At 73.4% G+C, this 14,728-nt stretch carries 15 protein-coding genes; 10 read left to right on the top strand and 5 right to left on the bottom strand.

Features of this window, described 5'->3' with window-relative positions:
- The first annotated feature begins 173 nt into the window (after positions 1-173).
- Both AMK10_RS10055 and AMK10_RS10050 read left to right on the top strand, forming a co-directional pair.
- On the top strand, positions 174-899 hold the full coding sequence (locus AMK10_RS10055) for a SanA/YdcF family protein (protein ID WP_073747104.1): 726 nt from the start codon (positions 174-176) through the stop codon (positions 897-899).
- Between the two features lie 67 nt (positions 900-966).
- Positions 967-3,042, top strand: a complete 2,076-nt coding sequence (locus tag AMK10_RS10050; protein WP_073747102.1) for a molybdopterin oxidoreductase family protein — start codon at positions 967-969, stop codon at positions 3,040-3,042.
- Here the strand turns inward: AMK10_RS10050 and AMK10_RS10045 are convergent.
- The 3 genes from AMK10_RS10045 to AMK10_RS10035 all read right to left on the bottom strand — a co-directional run bounded on the left by AMK10_RS10045 (position 3,005) and on the right by AMK10_RS10035 (position 4,461).
- The gene (locus AMK10_RS10045) at positions 3,005-3,475 is read right to left on the bottom strand and encodes a gamma-glutamylcyclotransferase family protein (RefSeq protein WP_073747100.1); all 471 of its coding nucleotides are present in this window, start codon (positions 3,473-3,475) and stop codon (positions 3,005-3,007) included. The two genes, AMK10_RS10050 and AMK10_RS10045, sit on opposite strands and share 38 nt — an antisense overlap.
- Positions 3,472-3,810, bottom strand: a complete 339-nt coding sequence (gene cutA, locus AMK10_RS10040; protein ID WP_073747098.1) for a divalent-cation tolerance protein CutA — start codon at positions 3,808-3,810, stop codon at positions 3,472-3,474. The genes AMK10_RS10045 and cutA overlap by 4 nt, the downstream gene beginning before the upstream one ends.
- 72 nt (positions 3,811-3,882) lie before the next feature.
- Complete coding sequence (locus tag AMK10_RS10035) at positions 3,883-4,461, bottom strand: NADPH-dependent FMN reductase (RefSeq protein ID WP_073747096.1); 579 nt, start codon at positions 4,459-4,461, stop codon at positions 3,883-3,885.
- A gap of 61 nt (positions 4,462-4,522) precedes the next feature.
- Between AMK10_RS10035 and AMK10_RS10030 the strand changes: the two genes are divergently transcribed.
- From AMK10_RS10030 to AMK10_RS10015, 4 genes are all read left to right on the top strand, one after another.
- On the top strand, positions 4,523-5,317 hold the full coding sequence (locus AMK10_RS10030) for an aminotransferase class IV family protein (RefSeq protein ID WP_073747094.1): 795 nt from the start codon (positions 4,523-4,525) through the stop codon (positions 5,315-5,317).
- A gap of 70 nt (positions 5,318-5,387) precedes the next feature.
- Complete coding sequence (locus AMK10_RS10025) at positions 5,388-5,864, top strand: DUF5990 family protein (protein WP_073748015.1); 477 nt, start codon at positions 5,388-5,390, stop codon at positions 5,862-5,864.
- Between the two features lie 352 nt (positions 5,865-6,216).
- The gene (locus tag AMK10_RS10020) at positions 6,217-7,005 is read left to right on the top strand and encodes a hypothetical protein (RefSeq protein WP_073747092.1); all 789 of its coding nucleotides are present in this window, start codon (positions 6,217-6,219) and stop codon (positions 7,003-7,005) included.
- 24 nt (positions 7,006-7,029) lie between these two features.
- Entirely contained in the window at positions 7,030-7,662 is a 633-nt protein-coding gene (locus AMK10_RS10015; RefSeq protein WP_073747090.1) for a class F sortase, read from the top strand.
- On the opposite strand, the gene AMK10_RS10010 is transcribed toward AMK10_RS10015, so the two are convergent.
- Positions 7,663-8,454, bottom strand: a complete 792-nt coding sequence (locus AMK10_RS10010; RefSeq protein ID WP_073747088.1) for a sulfite exporter TauE/SafE family protein — start codon at positions 8,452-8,454, stop codon at positions 7,663-7,665. It abuts the gene before it with no gap.
- 149 nt (positions 8,455-8,603) lie between these two features.
- Here AMK10_RS10010 and AMK10_RS10005 point away from each other — a divergent pair, with 149 nt between their 5' ends.
- The 4 genes from AMK10_RS10005 to AMK10_RS09990 all read left to right on the top strand — a co-directional run bounded on the left by AMK10_RS10005 (position 8,604) and on the right by AMK10_RS09990 (position 14,069).
- Positions 8,604-9,842 carry an NAD(P)/FAD-dependent oxidoreductase gene (locus AMK10_RS10005; protein WP_073747086.1) on the top strand — a complete coding sequence of 413 codons (1,239 nt, stop codon included), beginning with the start codon at positions 8,604-8,606 and terminating at the stop codon, positions 9,840-9,842.
- A complete protein-coding gene (gene nirB / locus AMK10_RS10000; protein ID WP_073747084.1) occupies positions 9,842-12,427 on the top strand; it encodes a nitrite reductase large subunit NirB in 2,586 nt (861 codons plus the stop codon). Before AMK10_RS10005 ends, nirB begins: the two co-directional genes overlap by 1 nt.
- Positions 12,427-12,786 carry a nitrite reductase small subunit NirD gene (gene nirD / locus AMK10_RS09995; protein WP_073747082.1) on the top strand — a complete coding sequence of 120 codons (360 nt, stop codon included), beginning with the start codon at positions 12,427-12,429 and terminating at the stop codon, positions 12,784-12,786. The genes nirB and nirD overlap by 1 nt, the downstream gene beginning before the upstream one ends.
- Before the next feature lie 116 nt (positions 12,787-12,902).
- Positions 12,903-14,069, top strand: a complete 1,167-nt coding sequence (locus tag AMK10_RS09990; protein WP_073747080.1) for an alkaline phosphatase PhoX — start codon at positions 12,903-12,905, stop codon at positions 14,067-14,069.
- Between the two features lie 150 nt (positions 14,070-14,219).
- Here AMK10_RS09990 and AMK10_RS09985 read toward each other — a convergent pair whose 3' ends face one another.
- Positions 14,220-14,639, bottom strand: a complete 420-nt coding sequence (locus AMK10_RS09985; protein WP_073747078.1) for a VOC family protein — start codon at positions 14,637-14,639, stop codon at positions 14,220-14,222.
- Between the last annotated feature and the right edge of the window lie 89 nt (positions 14,640-14,728).

The following is a 14,728-nucleotide window of genomic DNA, read 5'->3' as shown; positions in this document are numbered from 1 at the left end:
GTGTTTGCGGCTGCCTCACGGGGAGGGCGTCGGCGGTGTCAGTACCTGTTCACACCGGCGCGGACCTTTTCCGCTCGTCACCTGTTCACACCGGCGAACCTTTTCCGCTCGTCGTTCGTCCCTCATTCAGGACCGCGCATCGGCGGACCGGGACCGAGCGCGGGGGGCGCGGCATGCGGCTGATGGGGGCACTGGGACGGCTCGCGTCCGCGCGGCCGGGGCTGCCGCGGACCAGGCGGGGGCAGCGCCGGCTGGTGCAGGCGCTGATGGTGGCCTCCGTGGTGGCGCTGTCGCCCGCGGCATGGCTGCACACCACGGCCGACGCCCGGGTGCGCACGACGGCCGACGCCCCGGCGCGGGACGTCGCCGTGGTGTTCGGGGCGGGGCTGTGGCAGGGCAGGCCGTCTCCGTATCTCGCGCACCGGCTGGACGCCGCCGCCGAGCTGTACAGGGCGGGGAAGGTGCGGGTCGTGCTCGTCACCGGGGACAACAGCCGCGTGGAGTACGACGAGCCGGACGCCATGCGCGCCTATCTCACCGGGCGCGGGGTGCCGGACGGCCGGATCGTCAGCGACTACGCCGGCTTCGACACCTGGGACTCCTGCGTCCGGGCCAAGAAGATATTCGGGGTCGACCGGGCCGTCCTGGTGAGCCAGGGCTTCCACATACGCAGGGCGATCGCCCTGTGCCGGTCCGCCGGGATCGACGCGTACGGGGTGGGGGTCGACGCCGTACACGATGTGACCTGGTACTACGGCGGGACGCGGGAGGTCTTCGCGGCGGGCAAGGCGCTCCTGGACACGGTGTTCGAGCCTGATCCGCACTTCCTGGGTCCCCGGGAGACGGGCGTGACGGAGGCGCTCACGGCGGACCTCACGGCGGAGGGCGCGGCGGGCTGAGGTGCGCGTACCCGGTGCGTAACCGGACGCACCGGTCCCCGTAATACCGGGCTCGCACGCTGGGTGTATGGCCAGCACCGAGACGTCCACCCACTGCCCGTACTGCGCCCTCCAGTGCGGGATGAAGCTGCGACCGGTCACCGATGGCGCGGTGGCCGAGGTCGTGGAGCGTACCGACTTCCCGGTCAACCGGGGAGCCCTCTGCGGCAAGGGGCGCACCGCTCCCGCCGTGCTCGCCGCCGGGGTCCGGCTGACCGGTCCGCTCGTGCGCGACGCGGGCGGCGAGCTGGCGCCCGCGAGCTGGGACGAGGCACTGGAGCGGATCGCCGACGGGCTGCGCGGCACCCGGGCGGAGCACGGCGCGGATGCCGTCGGGGTGTTCGGCGGCGGCGGGCTCACCAACGAGAAGGCGTACGCCCTCGGGAAGTTCGCCCGGGTGGTGCTCGGCACCTCGCAGATCGACTACAACGGCCGCTTCTGCATGTCGTCGGCCGCCGCGGCGCACCAGCGGGCCTTCGGGCTGGACCGGGGGCTGCCGTTCCCGCTGGAGGACGTCCCGAGGACCGGGTGCGTCATCCTGGTCGGCTCGAATCTCGCCGAGACCATGCCGCCGGCGCTGCGCTATCTGACCGAGCTGAAGGAGAACGGCGGCCGGCTGATCGTCATCGACCCGCGCCGGACCAGGACGGCGGAGCAGGCGGATCTGCATCTGGCGCCCCGCCCCGGCACCGACCTGGCCCTCGCGCTCGGCATGCTGCATCTGGTCGTGGCGGACGGGCGGGTGGACGAGGAGTTCGTCGCTGCGCGTACGAGCGGCTGGGACGAGGCCAGGGCGGGTGCGATGGCGCACTGGCCGGAGCTGGTGGAGCGCCTCACGGGGGTGCCCGTGCCTCAGCTGCGCGAGGCCGTGGAGATGTTCTGCGGCGCGGAGGCCGGGATGGTGCTCACCGCGCGGGGCCCCGAGCAGCAGGCCAAGGGCACGGACACGGTGGGGGCCTGGATCAACTTCTGCCTGGCGACGGGCCGGGCGGGTCGCCCGCTGTCCGGCTACGGCTGCCTGACCGGCCAGGGCAACGGCCAGGGCGGCAGGGAGCACGGGCAGAAGGCCGACCAGCTGCCCGGCTACCGCAAGCTCACCGATCCGGCGGCGCGCCGCCATGTGGCCGGGGTGTGGGGCGTCGACCCCGACTCGCTGCCGGGTCCGGGGCGCAGCGCGTACGAGCTGCTGGACGCGCTGGGGCGGGATGTGCGGTCCCTGCTGGTCATGGGGTCCAACCCGGTCGTCTCGGCGCCGCACGCCGGGCACGTCGAGGAGCGGCTGCGCTCGCTGGACTTCCTGGCGGTGGCGGACGTGGTGCTGTCGGAGACGGCGGCGCTGGCCGATGTGGTGCTGCCGGTGACGCAGTGGGCGGAGGAGACCGGGACGACGACGAACCTGGAGGGCCGGGTGCTGCTGCGGCAGCGGGCGGTCACACCGCCGGACGGGGTCCGCAGCGACCTGGAGGTGCTGAACGCGCTGGCCGGTCTCCTGGGGCACGGCAAGGGCTTCCCGGCCGACCCGGAGGAGGTCTTCGACGAGCTGCGGCGGGCGTCCGCGGGCGGTCCCGCCGACTACGCGGGCATCTCGTACGAACGGATCGCGGCGGAGGACGGGGTGTTCTGGCCCTGCCCCGACGAGGAGCACGCGGGGACGCCCCGGCTGTTCCTGGAGCGGTTCGCGACGGACGACGGGCGGGCCAGGTTCGTGCCGGTCACGCACCGGGCCGCCGCGGAGGAGACGGACGCGGAGTATCCGGTGGTGCTGACGACGGGGCGGGTCGTGTCCCAGTACCAGTCGGGGGCGCAGACCCGCCGGGTGGCCGAGCTGAACGCCGCGGCGCCGGGCCCGTTCGTGGAGCTGCACCCCCGGCTCGCCGAGCGGATCGGGGTGGCCGAGGGCGAGAGCGTCGCGGTGACCTCGCGGCGCGGGCGGGCGGTGGCGCCGGCCAGGATCACGGTGGCGATCCGGCAGGACACCGTGTTCATGCCCTTCCACTGGCCGGGCGAGGGCCGGGCCAACTCGCTGACCAACCCCGCGCTCGACCCCGTCTCGCGGATGCCCGAGTTCAAGGTGTGCGCGGTGCGGGTGGAGGCCGCCGGCTGAGCCAGTCCCCGCCAGGCAGGGGCGTGCCGCCGGTGCGCAGGGAGCGGGCGACGGCGGTGGCGGCGAGGTAGACCCAGGCGCGGACGGGCCCGGGTGTCCCGGCTCCCGTGGCGGGAGCGGTCCGCACCGGGAGCACGGGGCGGGCCACCCGTTCGTACAGATTGCGCGGGTGGTCCGGCCCGAGGTACTGCTCCAGGTCGTCCAGGAGCCCCAGCAGTCCGTCGTACGCACCGGGCTCGGCGGTGACCAGCGAGCCGTGGACCGTGCCGTGGCCCTCGACGGCGTACGGATAGCCGGGGCCCTCGTAGAGGAGGGCGCCCGGCAGCACCGCGGGCAGCTCCTCGCGGGTGCGGCCGCGCAGGAACCGGTCGTGGTTGTGCTCGCCCGGGAGCAGCGTGCCGTAGACGAAGAACGGCAGCCGCTCCTCGGTCACAGGGCCACCGAGGGGGCCGTCTCGGCCGACACCCAGGCCAGGTAGCGGTCGTTGCCGCGCACGACGGGCGTCGCGATGATCTCGGGCGTCTCGTAGTCGTGCGCGGCGAGGAGGTGCGCCTCCAGCTCGTCGTAGCGCTGGGCCGTCGTCTTGAACAGCACCTGCCACTCCTCGGTGGTCTCGATCGCGTCCTGCCACCGGTAGACCGAGGTGACGGGCGCGGAGATCTGGGCGCAGGCGGCGAGCCTCGACTCCACCGCGTCCCTGGCCAGGGTGCGGGCCTTCTCCTCGCTGTCCGTCGTGGTCAGTACGGTCAGCCATGCGGGCTCGGTCATCCCCGGGTCTCCTCGCGCTCTCGGTGCTCGGTGTCTCGACGTGCGGCCCCCCGATTGTCGGCCCCGGAGGTGTCAGGCGCCGTACGGGTGGCGGTTCCTGGCGTCGCGCAGCGCGCGGCCCCACCAGACGAGCTGGTCGAGCATCCTCTTGGCCGCGCCGTCGGCCTGGGCCGGGTCCCTGTGCCTGCCCCGGTCGTCGAAGAGGGCGCCCGCGTTGTGGAAGGAGACGGTGTCGCGGACCGAGACGGCGTGCAGCTCGGCGAAGACCTGGCGCAGGTGCTCGACGGCCCGCAGGCCGCCGGAGATCCCGCCGTACGAGACGAACGCGACGGGCTTGGCCTGCCATTCGGAGAAGTGCCGGTCGATGAGGTTCTTCAGCGGGGCGGGGTACGAGTGGTTGTACTCGGGGGTCAGGACGACGAAGGCGTCGGCCCCCGCCAGCCGTGGGGAGATCCGGGTGGCGGGGGCGGCCGGCGGTTCGGTCTCGGCCACGTCGATCAGTTCGGTCTCGATGTCCGGGTGTTCCGCCGCCCGGCCGAGGAACCAGTCGGCGACGACGGGCCCGAAGCGGCCCTCGCGGTTGCTGCCGAGGATGACGGCCACCTTCAGCGGGGCGGCGGACTGGGCGGGCGTGTTGCTGGTGAGGTCCATGCACGGCAGCCTCCGGCCTCAACCAAGGTTGAGGTCAAGCGCGGCGCTCTACCGTGGTGCCATGACGACTTCCGCGCCCTCCCCGTACGTCGAGTTCGACGGCAGTCCCGCCACCGGGGAGGATCTGCGCATCCCCGCCTTCGCCGGTTACGGCCACTTCACCGCGATGCAGGTCAGGGACCGTACGGTGCGCGGCCTCCCGCTTCATCTGGGGCGGCTGGACGCGGCGAACCAGGAGCTGTTCGGGCTGCCCCTGGACGGGGAACGCGTGCGGGAGCTGATCGGGCACGCGCTCGACGGCGCCGGGACGCGGGACGCGTCGGTCCGGGTGCACGGCTTCCTGCCGCCGGGCCGCGCGGAGACGGTGACGATGGTGACCGTGCGCGAGCCCGCGTGGACGACCGGTGCGCCGCGGAGCCTGATGTCGGTGCCGTACGCCCGCGCGGTGCCGCACATCAAGCGCCCCGGCGAGTTCGGCCAGATGTACTACGGGCGGCTGGCCGAGCGCGCGGGGTTCGACGAGGCACTGCTGACCGCGCCCGGCGGTGTGGTGACCGAGGGTTCGATCACCAATGTCGGTTTCTGGGACGGCGCTTCGGTGGTCTGGCCGGACGCCCCGGCCCTGACCGGCATCACCATGGCGCTGCTGGAGCGCGGACTGGCGGAGGCCGGCCGCCCCTCGGTGCGCCGGGCGGTGACGCTGGCCGGGCTGGGCGCGTACGGCGCGGCGTTCGTCACCAACTCGCAGGGCATCGCACCGGTGCACCGGATCGACGGGACGCCCTTCCCCGTCGACGAGGAGCTGATGAAGCTGCTGGGCCAGGTCCACGAGGACGCCCCCCGCGAGACCGTCTGAGCGACTGCGGCCCTGCGGGCCCCCACGCGGACGGGCGGGCCCCACGCCCGTGTACGGGACCATGGGCCTCATGCGGATCCATATCGAGGCCACCGAACTCCCGGGCCGCGCCTGCGGCCCCGACACCGGCTTCGCCGGTTTCGAGAACATCCACGTCGGCGTGCAGCGCAAGGACCGGCCGGGCGAGCTGCTCGGTCTGCACCCCGGCGACGCGGCGCGCGCCGGCTGGGCCCTGGACTGCACCGCCGCGCCCACCGCGGAGGGCGTCGAGGTCTCGGGTCCGTACATCCAGGACCGGCTCGGCGGGCGCTTCGTCTATCTGTCCTGGGGCACGGTGGACGGCTCAGGCGCCTTCACGATGTTCCGGCGCGCCAAGCTGATGATGAGCGACATCGCCCCCGAGGTCCTGGAGGCCGCCGCGAGGACCGGGCACCTCACCGCTCGGCTGCGCCTGACCGACGGCAGGGGCGGACCCCGGTGTGGGCGCGTACGGCCGCCGGACATCACCTGGTCCGCGACGGACGGGCGTGGCGGGCGCGGGATCTGAGGCGGAGGAGACATGACACCGCCCTCACGGGCCCCAGGGGGGGTTGGGCCCGTGAGGGCGGTTGCCATGGGGCCGGCGGGGGGCCGTCCCGTGGGGGGATACCGAGCGTGTGCCCGGCCGCTCCGGGTCCATACATGTGACCTGAGTCACACCCGGGCGGCAGGGGGGTCACCCGATCGGCACCGAGCGGGCCCCACGGCCGCCCGCACCGCCTCGACCTGCACCGGACGGAGAGGACGGGTGCGCTCCCCGGGGCCGTACGGGTGAAAGCTGACCCGGCGTCAGCATGCAGCGTCCCGGCACGGCCCGTTACCTCGGAGGCAGGACACATCCGTCTGCCCGGAGGATTCCCATGCGCAGCCCTGCCCGCCTCGTGACCGGTACAGCCGCCGCGGCCCTCACCGCCGCCGCGCTCGGCCTCGCCGCCGCCCCGTCCGCCCACGCGGGCACGGACGCCATCGGCAGACCGGAGCTCACCTCGGTGACGGCCGTCGCCGACGCGGAGTGCGGGCCCGGCGCACCGGACGCCTCGGCCCCCTGCGGGGGAGGCACCCGGGCGGCGAACGGCCCGGACCCGGCCGACGGCTCCGGGACGCCCGGGGACCCGACGGCCCAGGACGGCCCGACGGCGGACGACCCGGCCGCCCCCGACGGCTCCACGGTCCCGGAGGACTCCGCGGCCCTCGACGACCTGACGTCCACCGAGGACCCCGCCGCTCCCGACGGCCTGGCCCCGGAGGAGCCGGCCGCCGACGACCCCGCCGCGGCCGACGGCCTCGCGGGGCTCTCCGGCTCCCTGTGGCCGGAGACCGGCGAGGAGGGCGAGGACCCCCTGGTCGGGACGGAGCCCGGGGACGAGGCCGGTGCGCCGACGGTGCCCGGGACCCGCCCCGCGCCCGTGAGCCCGCCCGGCACCGACCCCGGGTCCGCGAAGCCGCCCGTCCCCCCGCCGGGCACCAGGCCGACGACCCCGCCCGGCGACAGGCCCAGCCGCCCGTCCGGCCATGTCGACACGGGCGTCGGCGGCACCGCCGCCCCCGACACCGCACAGCTCGCGGCGGGCGCGGGCCTCGTGGCGGCCGCCGCCGTCTGCGGCGCCCTGCTCCTGCGCAGGCGCCGCGCGGACGGCACCCGGCGCTGAGGGCGGACCGCGGAGGACGGCGACGTGGACAGGACGACCCTGAGGGCCAGGGCCTGGCTGGTGGGCATCGTCGCGCTGTGCGGCGTCTGGCTGGTGCAGAGCGGCGCGGCCGACCGGCTCGTGGCGCCCCAGCCGTCCACCGCCGAGGCGTTCACCGCGGGCCCCGAGCCGCGGCGGGGCTCCCAGGTCGCCGCACCGCTGCGCCCCGCCGCCCCGGTGCGCATCCGCATCCCGGGCATCGGTGTGGACGCGCCCCTGACGGGCCTCGGCCTGGGTGCGGACGGCAGCCTCGACGCGCCGCCCGCCGGCGACCGCAATCTCGCGGGCTGGTTCGAGGACGGCACTCCCCCGGGTACCAAGGGGACGGCCGTCGTCGCCGGACATGTCGACAACGCCGACGGGCCGTCCGTCTTCTACTCCCTCGGGTCGGTGAAGAAGGGCGCCCGGATCGAGATCGACCGCCGGGACGGCCGTACGGCGGTCTTCTCGGTCGACGCGGTCGAGGTGTACGAGAACGACGCCTTCCCGGACAAGCGCGTCTACGGCGCCACGCCCCACGCCTCGCTGCGGCTGATCACCTGCGGTGGCGGCTTCACCCGCGAGACGGGCTATCTGGGCAATGTGGTGGCGTTCGCCCATCTCACCGACGTGCGCTGATCAGGCGGTCCACTGGTCGAAGCCGAGCTTGGCGACGAGCGAGAACACCACGACCAGCAGGACCCCCCGTACGAAGTCGCTGCCCTTGCGCAGCGCCATCCGCGCCCCGAGCGTGGCGCCCGCCAGATTGAATACGGCCATCAGTGCGGCCAGTTGCCACAGGACGGTGCCCTGGTAGGCGAACATCGCCAGCGCGCCCGCGTTGGTGCACACGTTCACGATCTTGGCCGTGGCGGACGCGGTGACCAGGTCGAGGTGGAGCACGGCGGTCAGCGCCAGCACCAGGAAGGTGCCCGTGCCCGGCCCGAACAGCCCGTCGTAGAAGCCGATACCGCCTCCGACCAGCACGATCGCCGTGACGGTGCGGGCCCGGGTGACGCTCCTGCCGGTCCCGTCGCCCGCCGCGGCGGTGCCGAAGGACGGCCGCAGCATCACGAAGGCCGCGACGCCGAGCAGCACCACCATGATCACCGGGCGCAGCACGTCGCTGCTGATGCCCGCGGCGAAGAAGGCGCCGGTCATCGACCCGGCGAGCGCCATCAGCCCGATCCGTACGGCCATCCCCACCTGGACCGGCGCCTTGCGCACATAGGTGACGGCGGCCCCGGAGGTGCCGACGATGGCCACCGCCTTGTTGGTGCCGAGGATGTGCGCGGCCGGTACGTGGGGCAGACCCAGCAGCAGGGCGGGAAGGAGGAGCAGCCCGCCGCCGCCCACGACCGCGTCGATCCAGCCGGCCGCGGCGGCGGCCAGGCAGAGCAGGACCAGGGTGGTGAGCGTGATCTCGGGCATGACCGAGACCTTAAACACGTGGTACCTACACCGTCCAACCGGCCGTCCCGCGCCCTCACAGAGGGGGTGACGACGTGCTGAGCGCAAGGTTCCTCCCGGGAAACAGGAGGGATGCGGTCGGGTAACACCCGCCGCGCACTCTCATTGGCATGAGGACACAGACGGAGAACGCGGCGCGGGTGGTGGTGATCGGCGCCGGGATGGCGGGCGCGCGGCTCGCCTCCCGGGTACCCGGTGTCACCGTCATCGGCGAGGAGGAGCACGCACCGTACAACAGGGTGCTGCTGGCCGAGGTGCTCGCCGGCCGGTACGAGCCGGACGTGATCGCGCTGCCGCCCGCCGAGGTGCGGCGCGGGGTGCGGGTCGTGCGGATCGACCGGGTGGAGCGTCAGGTGCTCTGCGACGACGGAAGCGTCATCGCCTACGAGCGCCTGGTGCTGGCCACCGGCTCCAACCCGGTGCTGCCGCCGCTGCGGGGCCTGAACCACCGGCTGCCCGACGGGGTGCATCCCTTCCGCACCCTCGACGACTGCCTGGCCCTGCGTGCGGCCGTACGTCCCGGAGTGCGCGCCGTCGTCATCGGCGGCGGGCTCCTCGGGGTGTCGGCCGCCCGGGCGCTGGCCGAGTGCGGTGCCCAGGTGGTGCTGGCCCAGCAGGGCGAGCACCTCATGGAGCGCCAGCTCGACGCCGAGGCGGCGGGGATGCTGCGCCGCCACCTGGAGGCCCTCGGGGTCGAGGTGCACACCGAGTGCCGGGTGCGCGGACTGCGCTGCACGGACGGCGACGCACCCGCGGTGCGCGCCGTGGAGCTCGCCGACGGCTACGAGCTGGAGGCCGAGATCACCGTCCTGGCCTGCGGTGTCCGTCCCCGGACGGGCCTCGCGCAGGCCGCGGGGCTCGACGTCCGCAAGGGCATCGTCGTCGACGACGAGCTGCGCACCTCGGACCCGTACATCCACGCGGTCGGCGACTGCGCGGAGCACGACGGGACGGTCTACGGGCTGGCCGGTGCCGCGCTCGAACAGGCCGATGTGCTGGCCGACGTGCTGAACGGCCGCTCAGCGAGCTACGGGGGCACCCGGGCGCTGACCCGGCTCACCCTGCGCTCCCCCTCCGCCGCCCCCGTCGCCGACGGCGCCGCCGGGAGCCTCGACCTCGCCGCCTTCGGCGACTCCCGTCCGATGCCCGGCGACGACGTGATCCGGCTGGCCGACGCCACCCGGGGCGCGTACCGCACGGTCGTCGTCCGGGGCGACCGGCTGGCGGGCGGGGTGCTGTTCGGCGATCTCGCCGCGGTCGGCACCCTCGCCCGGACCTGGCAGGACGACGAACCCCTCCCCGCCGACATGTCCCTGCTCCACCTGCTCACCAACGACGGAGGCTTCTGATGCCGGTGTCCACTCCCCCGACCGCCCCCAACGCAGGCGTGCCGACGATCGTGGTCGTCGGGCACGGCATGGTCGGGCAGCGGTTCCTGGAAGCGCTCGCCGACCGCGGCCTGACCGCCGCCGCGGGCACCGCCAGGGTCGTCGTGCTCTGCGAGGAGCCCCGCCCCGCGTACGACCGCGTCCAGCTGACCTCGTACTTCTCCGGGAAGACGCCGGAGGACCTCTCGCTCGTCGAGGCCGGTTTCATGGAGCGCCACGGCATCGAACTCCGCGTCGGCGACCCCGCCGAGAGCGTCGACCGTGAGGCGCGCACCGTGACCGCGCGCTCCGGGGAGACGTTCTCCTACGACACGCTGGTGCTGGCCACCGGTTCGTACCCCTTCGTGCCGCCGGTTCCCGGCAAGGACGCCGAGGGCTGCTTCGTCTACCGCACCATCGAGGACCTCCTCGCGATCGAGGAGTACGCGAAGAACGCGAAGACCGGCGCGGTCGTCGGCGGCGGGCTGCTCGGCCTGGAGGCCGCGGGCGCGCTGAAGGGCCTCGGACTCGACACGCACGTCGTGGAGTTCGCGCCCCGGCTGATGCCCGTCCAGGTCGACGAGGGCGGCGGCGCGGCGCTGCTGCGCACCATCGAGAACATGGGCCTGACCGTCCACACCGGTGTCGGCACCCAGGAGGTCACCGCGGGCGAGGACGGCCGGGTCGACGGCATGTCCCTGTCGGACGGTTCCTCCCTGGAGACCGACCTGGTCGTCTTCTCCGCCGGCGTACGCCCCCGGGACCAGCTGGCCCGCGACTGCGGTCTGGCGGTCGGCCCGCGCGGCGGCATCATCGTCGACGAGGAGTGCCGCACCTCCGACAGCGACGTCTTCGCGATCGGCGAGTGCGCGCTCGCGTCGGACGGCCGGGTCTACGGGCTGGTGGCGCCCGGTTACGAGATGGCGCTCGCGGTCGCCGACGTGATCGCGGGCGACACGGCCTCCTTCACCGGCGCCGACCTCTCCACGAAGCTGAAGCTGCTCGGCGTGGACGTCGCCTCCTTCGGTGACGCGCACGGCGCGGCCGAGGGCTGCCTCGACGTCGTCTACGCGGACTCCCGCTCGGGTGTCTACAAGAAGCTGGTGATCGGCCAGGACGGCACGCTGCTCGGCGGTGTCCTGGTGGGCGACGCCGACCAGTACGGCACGCTGCGGCCGATGACCGGCACGGTCCTGCCCGTCGCCCCGGAGCAGCTGGTGCTCCCGGCCGGTGCGGGCGGCCCGGTCACCCTCGGCCCGTCCTCGCTGCCCGACGAGGCCGTGATCTGCTCCTGCCACAACGTCACCAAGGGCGCGATCTGCGAGCACACCACGCTCCCCGAGGTGAAGAAGTGCACCAAGGCGGGCACGGGCTGCGGAAGCTGTGTCAAGGTCATCGGCCAGCTGCTGCCGCAGCCCGAGGACCAGGGGCTCTGCGGCTGCTTCGAGTACACCCGCAGCGAGCTGTACGAGATCGTCCGCACCCTCGGCGTCACGACGTACGCCGCGCTCCTCGACTCGCACGGCCGTGAGTCGGCGCGCGGCGGTGACGGCTGCGAGGTCTGCAAGCCCACGGTCGGTTCGATCATCGCCTCGCTGGCCCCGACCGTCGGCGCCAGCGGCTATGTCCTGGACGGCGAGCAGGCGGCCCTCCAGGACACCAACGACCACTTCCTGGCCAACCTCCAGCGCAACGGCTCGTACTCGATCGTGCCGCGCATCCCCGGCGGTGAGATCACCCCGGAGAAGCTGATCGTGATCGGCGAGGTGGCCCGGGACTTCGGCCTCTACACGAAGATCACGGGTGGTCAGCGCATCGACCTCTTCGGTGCCCGCGTGGACCAGCTGCCGCTGATCTGGACCCGTCTGGTGGACGCCGGCTTCGAGTCCGGCCACGCCTACGGGAAGTCGCTGCGGACGGTCAAGTCCTGTGTGGGGCAGACCTGGTGCCGCTACGGCGTGCAGGACTCGGTGAAGATGGCCATCGATCTGGAGCTGCGCTACCGGGGCCTGCGCTCCCCGCACAAGCTGAAGTCGGCGGTCTCGGGCTGTGCCCGCGAGTGCGCGGAGGCCCGCGGCAAGGACTTCGGGATCATCGCCACGGCGCAGGGCTGGAACCTCTACGTCGGCGGCAACGGCGGTGCCACCCCGCGCCACGCGGACCTGCTCGCCCAGGACCTCTCCGACGCCGAACTGGTCCGCCTCATCGACCGGTTCCTGATGTTCTACATCCGCACGGCGGACCGGCTGGAGCGCACCTCGACCTGGCTGGACCGGATCGAGGGCGGCCTGGACCACGTGCGCGACGTCGTCGTCCACGACTCGCTGGGCCTCTGCGACGAGCTGGAGCGGCTGATGGCCGACCACGTCGCCGGCTACCGCGACGAGTGGGCCGAGACCATCAACGACCCCGAGCGGCTGCGGCGCTTCGTGACCTTCGTGAACGCCCCCGACGCCCCCGACCCCTCGGTCAAGTTCGTCCCGGAGCGCGACCAGGTCAAGCCCGACCTGGACATCCTCGCGGGCCCGGTGCTCGCCATCCGTACTCTTGAAGGGACCTCTTCCTGATGACGATCCGGACGATGGAAACGGCGCAGGACACCCGGTCGATCCAGCTCGCGGACGGGGACGGCTGGCTGACGGTCTGCGACCGCTCGCTGCTGACCCCGGGGCGGGGAGTGGCGGCCCTGCTCCCGGACGGCCGGCAGGTCGCACTCTTCGTGGACCGGGCGGGGCGCGCGTACGCGATCGACAACCGCGACCCGTTCACCGGTGCGTACGTCCTCTCCCGGGGCCTGATCGGCTCCGTGGCGGGCCGGCCGTTCGTCGCGTCGCCGCTGCTGAAGCAGCGCTTCGACCTGGAGACGGGCGCCTGCCTGGACGACGACGAGGTCACCGTGCCGGTCTACGCGGTCCGCGCGGAGTGAACCCGTCCCGTTCATGACACGTTGGAGATCCGGCAACCGGGCGCCTCTACTGTCCTGACGTTCGACCCGCCGGGCCGACCGGGCCGGCGGGCCAGCACGTCACCCGTGGAGTGATCGTGGAACGTCGGACCTTCTTGCGCACAGCCGTGATCGGCAGCTCGGCAGCGGCATTCGGCGGCACCCTGTGGAGGGGTGCCGCCTTCGCCGATCCGGCCCAGCCGGCCACCGGACCCTACGGGGCTCTCCAGGCGGCCGACAGCAACGGCATCCTGCTTCCGAGCGGTTTCACCAGCAGGATCATCGCCCGTTCGGGACAGACCGTCCCCGGCACCTCGTACGCCTGGCACAGCGCCCCCGACGGCGGCGCCACCTTCGCCGACGGCAGCGGCTGGATCTACGTCTCCAACGCCGAGGTGTCCTCGTCCGCCGGGGGCGGGGCGAGCGCGGTGCGCTTCAACTCCTCGGGGACGGTCACGTCCGCGTACCGCATCCTGTCCGGCACGAACACCAACTGCGCGGGCGGGCGCACCCCGTGGAACACCTGGCTCTCCTGCGAGGAGGTCACCCGCGGCTTCGTGTACGAGACCGACCCGTGGGGTGTGAACGCGGCGGTGCAGCGCCCGGCGCTGGGCCGGTTCAAGCACGAGGCGGCGGCCGCCGACCCCGACCACGGCTACATCTACCTGACCGAGGACGAGACGGACGGCCGCTTCTACCGCTTCCGTCCCACCACCTGGGGCACCCTCACCAGCGGCACCCTCCAGGTGCTGGTGGCGGGGACCGGCACCAGCGGCCCGGTGACCTGGACGACGGTGCCCGACCCCGACGGGTCGCCCACCCAGACCCGCTACCAGGTCTCCGGCGCCAAGGTGTTCAACGGCGGTGAGGGCTGCTTCTACGCGGCGGGCACCTGCTGGTTCACCACCAAGGGCGACAACCGGGTGTGGGCGTACGACGCGAACGCCTCCTCGCTCTCGCTCGTCTACGACGACTCGCTCGTCACGAGCGGCAGCGCCCCGCTGACCGGCGTCGACAACGTCACGCGTGCCGGCTCGGGCGACCTGTACGTCGCGGAGGACGGCGGGAACATGGAGATCTGCCTGATCACCCCGGACGACACCGTCGCCCCGTTCCTGAGGATCAGCGGGCAGTCGGGGTCGGAGATCACCGGTCCCGCCTTCTCCCCCGACGGCAGGCGGCTCTACTTCTCCTCGCAGCGCGGGACGAGCGGAAGCTCGACCGGCGGCATCACCTACGAGGTCACGGGGCCGTTCCGCTCCTGACCGTACGCCCGGCGGCTGTCGCGGAGCCGGGCTCCGCGACAGCACGCCGCGCACGGGTGCACCGGGCCGCGCGCCGGCCGCACGGGCCGCCGGTCGTGCGGCTGGTCGTGCCGGGCGTGCCGGGTCCAGCAGCACGGCTGTGCCGGCGTGTCAGGCCTGGCCGCCCTCGACCGCCGCCGGGTCCATCCAGACGACCTCCCAGATGTGGCCGTCCGGGTCCTGGAAGGACCGGCCGTACATGAAGCCCTCGTCCATGGGGTCGTTGGCGGGCGACCCACCGTTGGCCAGCGCGGCGTCCGCCAGTTCGTCGACCTTCTCGCGGCTCTCGGCGCTCAGCGCGAGAAGGACCTCGGTCGTCCTGCCCGCGTCGGCGATCTCCTTCTTGGTGAACTCCTTGAAGCGCGGTTCGGTGATGAGCATCGAGAAGATCGTGTCGCTGATGACCAGACACGCCGTCGTCTCGTCGCTGAACTGCGGGTTGAAACCGTAGCCGAGCTTCCCGAAGAAGTTCTTCGACCTCTCCAGGTCCTTGACCGGCAGGTTCACGAAGATCATCTGAGGCTGGGTCATGATGGTTCCACTCTTCCGTCCGGCACCCTGCGGTGCTCCCCCGCGCCCTGTCGAGCGCTTACGAGAGGTAGACGGCGGCGGCGCGCGGA

This window comes from Streptomyces sp. CB02058, from assembly GCF_001905505.1.
GTDB lineage: Bacteria > Actinomycetota > Actinomycetes > Streptomycetales > Streptomycetaceae > Streptomyces.
This window is presented reverse-complemented; position numbering and strand designations above follow the sequence as displayed.